This is a genomic window from Rhizobium rhizogenes NBRC 13257 (assembly GCF_000696095.1).
Classification (GTDB): Bacteria; Pseudomonadota; Alphaproteobacteria; order Rhizobiales; family Rhizobiaceae; genus Rhizobium; species Rhizobium rhizogenes.
Genome location: NZ_BAYX01000020.1, coordinates 1 through 1,022 on the forward strand (window position 1 = coordinate 1; position 1,022 = coordinate 1,022).

Consider the following 1,022-nt stretch of genomic DNA (forward strand, 5'->3'; position numbering starts at 1 on the left):
GTTGTCGGCAAATCGGCGAACGCGAAGTTCCATAATTACCAATATCGCTTTCGCGCACATTAAGTAATTGTTATAATTGAAGAATCCAATAATATTTTACTGCCTCTTAGGAGGCTGCGGGTGCTATACCCTTCAAGATCGCCATTGTCGCTTTCGCCGGAAAGCTCGTCTATTCAACTGAATGGCAGGGTCGGAGGTTCACATCCTGTCAAGCGTATTGTTGCTTCAATTCGGAGGTTTTCGTCCGCTCTTAAGTGGCTTAATTGCGGTGGTTCCGTCTGGTAGAGGAGCGAAAAACTCTGAAATGTCGCAAGACAAAGCGGTCGCCAGTTTCTCGAGGGTCGTCACGGTGGGATTTTTTCCACCACGCTCCAGATAGCCTGCATAGGAACGCTCTATATCGGCCGCCAGCGCAAGGTCGTCCTGTGATATCCCTCTCAGAACCCGCAAACGTCTCAGATTTAGTGCAACTCGCTGCCGTGCATCCATTGGCGGAAACACAACATTTGACAGTGTACGAAACCACGTATTATAAAACTATGAAAGTAATCTTGCACAGAGCATAGGCCTATCCGGCGATGAGCAACGCGAGGATGCCATTAATGCATGATCGAGTGTTGAAAACGTTGACCGCAAACTCGCAGCGGCAATCCATTCGGGGTAGGGGTGCTGCTCCAGACACCCCCTCGATCCACCCGATCGACCGCCATGTCGGCCAGCAACTTCGGATCATCCGGATCCATTCCAACCTGTCGCAGACTGAGCTCGGCCATAAGGTGGACTTGAGCTATCAGCAGATCCAGAAATACGAGAGCGGCAAGAACCGCATGAGCGCCTCGGTGCTCTACGAGATCGCCAACTGCCTGAACGTTCCGATCTCCCGCTTCTACGATGGTCTACCCCAAGCTGGATCAGAACTGGTGAATGGCGGCTTACCTGAGATCGACGAGCGTATCGCTTACCTGGCAACAAGCGAAGGTCGGCGCTTCGTCGAAGAGATCCTGCGGCTTCCGCCGCGGCTG

Annotated in this window: 2 protein-coding genes; one reads left to right on the plus strand and one right to left on the minus strand. The window is 52.4% G+C overall.

Translation table 11 applies throughout. The features are described 5' to 3' along the window. Positions 1–225 precede the first annotated feature (225 nt). Complete coding sequence (locus RRH01S_RS33730) at positions 226–489, minus strand: helix-turn-helix domain-containing protein (protein ID WP_042476239.1); 264 nt, start codon at positions 487–489, stop codon at positions 226–228. 113 nt (positions 490–602) lie between these two features. On the opposite strand from RRH01S_RS33730, the gene RRH01S_RS28680 reads away from it, so the two are divergent. Beyond that, on the plus strand, positions 603–1,022 hold a 420-nt coding region (locus tag RRH01S_RS28680), incomplete at its 3' end, for a helix-turn-helix domain-containing protein (protein WP_080705497.1).

What these genes read in the sequence shown, in the direction of transcription:
- RRH01S_RS33730 (WP_042476239.1), bottom strand. Translation starts at nt 489, where the DNA reads ATGGATGCACGGCAGCGAGTTGCACTAAATCTGAGACGTTTGCGGGTT.